Raw genomic sequence first — 2,351 nt, forward strand, 5'->3', positions numbered from 1 at the left:
CTATGGCGGGTTCTTTAAATACGTTTTTCGGGTTTGAATTGTAATCTATATCCCAGTAGCGAAACGCGAAGCTATCGACCTCTTCTTGGGTTACGTATTTGCTAAGGCCCGGTACTTTTGAGACATTAGTATCTGAAGTAACGGTGAAATGGGTTTGTTTGCGTTCTGTAAGACCCGATCTTTCGGCTAATAGATACAGCGCGCATGCGACTACCGCGCAGATAGCATAAATAAACCGAAGTTTGAAGCTTTTCAAAATTTCCCCTTAGAATTTTGCTCGCGACTATATCCAATCAGTACTTAATAAAATATAAATACTATATAGGCGAAATAGGCAAAGCTAGCTGAAAAATGCGGTTAAGCCGGGTTTGAATGATGAAATCTTTCGAGTAAATTTGGCGAACGAATGTCGTCATAGACCATATTTGCGTAATCGTATCCCTATTTGCACGCTACGCTAGGCTCTATATCCGAAGCTCGTTCGCCGTAAATTTTACCGCAACATCTTTGCACAAGCTCTTCTTTAAAGCACAAACCCGAAAATCATCGTCGTGCTAATGAGCGGCAAGTCGCTACCGTATCACCAAAAGCGTATTTTGCGGATTTGTTCTCAAGCTGCTCGCGCGGCCATGAAGTGCGCTTTGCGGCTATTTGCCGATAAAATTTTTCTGCAGCCACTCCATCGCTTTTTCTTCGCTTTCAAATCTGCCGCTTTTGGCAACTTGAAACTGCCCCTCATAAAAGCGAATTCTGATACCGTCTTGGACGCTATCTACCTTGATGCGCGTGATCCTGTCTTTGTTTAGATAGGTTCGTTCGTTTAGCTTTACAAACATCGTTTTCTCCTTTAAATTTAATGGTTTTTATCTTTCGCTTTATTTGCGTCTTTCTCGCCCTCTTTTTTCAAAAAAAGCTCCTTAAAGCGCTCGTTTGCGTAGTTTTCTATATCGCTTTGCAGCTGCTTATACGCGGCGATCAGCTCATAGGCGCGCGCATTTAGCGTCGTGCCTGCGGCATTGCCGCCGCCTTGCTTGGTGCTAAAGAGCTCCTCTTGCAGATTTTTTTGTAAAATTTGCAGATGGCTCCAGCACTTTTTGTAGTTCATCCCCAAAACCTCGGCGGCCTTAGAGATGGAGCCCGTTTGAGCGATCACGTCCAGCACTTCGGTTTTGCCCTTGCCGAAAATGAGCTCGCCCTGCGCATTTTCGATCCAAGTTTTTGTTTTTACCCTCATTCTTTTGCCTTTCTTCTCCTTAAAGCAGCCCAGCTGACAATATTTCACGTCTATGGCGTGCTCCTTAAGCGTAGAGCGCACGGTATCAAACCCCACTCCGCCGCTAGCTACGGCGCGGGCGTCGCGGCAAAAAATCCGCCTTTTCTCATCCAAAAACGGATTTAGCTTCTGCAGCGCCTTTATACTGCCTCCGCTACATTGCAGCTTGCCGAATTGTCCGAGTTCACAGCGGTCTATCCGTATCCCTTCGCGCGCCGCGAGATCTCCTACTACGCTCGCGTCTACGCCTAATTTGGCGGCGATCTTAAACGCCGCGCCGCAATCAAGCTTGCCGCTTGGATTTAGTAAATTTAAAATTAGCCTTTTGATCTCGCTTGCTTTTTTATCGTCTATCTTGATATCTATCTCCATGCCGCCCTCTTAACTCAAAATTCTCTCTTCGCCGCTATAGACGTTTAAATTTTCGCCGCGCGCGAAGCCGCAAAGGGTAAGATCAAATTTACGCGCGATCACGACGCCGAGGCTCGTAGGAGCCGTGCGCGAAACAAGCGCGCTAACGCCGCTCATCACGGCTTTGGCGACCATTTCGGAGCTTAGCCTACCGCTTACTAAAAGAAGCGAGCCCTGCGTATCGTGCCCCGCCAAGACCGCCTTGCCGACGGATTTATCGATGGTATTGTGCTGGGCGATATCCTCGCCGATAAAATACTCGCCGCCCGCAGTAAAGAGCTTTGCGGTGTGCACACAGCCCGTCATCTCGTAAAGCTCGCACTGCGTGTAAAACTCGCTCATCAAATTTAAAATTTCATTCTTATGAAATTTAGCGTCCGAGCGGACTTTGCGCGCCGCCATCGCTACAGGATCGATATTTGCGGTAGAGCTGCGCCCGCAGCCGCTGATGATGACCTTTTCGGCATCGAAGCTATTTAGCCGCTTTTCGTTTATCTCGCCGCACACATTCACGCTAAGCCCGTCGGGCGCGAGCTCGATGTTTTTTATACAGCTTGCGTCCGAGATCAAATTTTCGCTCAGCAAATATCCTACCGCGAGCGCCTTTAAATCGCTCGGAGTCGCCATCAGTGCGCCGAAACGCTTGTCGTTTAGTAAAATTTCAAGC

Annotated in this window: 3 protein-coding genes and 1 pseudogene; all 4 read right to left on the reverse strand. The window is 47.9% G+C overall.

From position 1 onward, the window contains the following. Window positions 1-256, reverse strand: a pseudogene (locus Q0340_RS05385) (hypothetical protein); the annotation flags it as partial. 391 nt (window positions 257-647) lie between these two features. Beyond that, window positions 648-836, reverse strand: coding sequence for a sodium-dependent tyrosine transporter (locus tag Q0340_RS05390; protein WP_177388229.1), 189 nt, complete (start codon window positions 834-836; stop codon window positions 648-650). Between the two features lie 17 nt (window positions 837-853). Next, on the reverse strand, window positions 854-1,645 hold the full coding sequence (locus Q0340_RS05395) for a LysR family transcriptional regulator (protein WP_298082475.1): 792 nt from the start codon (window positions 1,643-1,645) through the stop codon (window positions 854-856). 9 nt (window positions 1,646-1,654) lie between these two features. After that, the coding region (fdhD, locus tag Q0340_RS05400) for a formate dehydrogenase accessory sulfurtransferase FdhD (protein ID WP_298082476.1) at window positions 1,655-2,351 on the reverse strand (697 nt) is incomplete at its 5' end.

Origin of the sequence: uncultured Campylobacter sp., assembly GCF_938045595.1 — a bacterium.
GTDB lineage: Bacteria > Campylobacterota > Campylobacteria > Campylobacterales > Campylobacteraceae > Campylobacter_B.

What these genes read in the sequence shown, in the direction of transcription:
- Q0340_RS05395 (WP_298082475.1), bottom strand. Translation starts at nt 1,645, where the DNA reads ATGGAGATAGATATCAAGATAGACGATAAAAAAGCAAGCGAGATCAAA.
- Q0340_RS05390 (WP_177388229.1), bottom strand. Translation starts at nt 836, where the DNA reads ATGTTTGTAAAGCTAAACGAACGAACCTATCTAAACAAAGACAGGATC.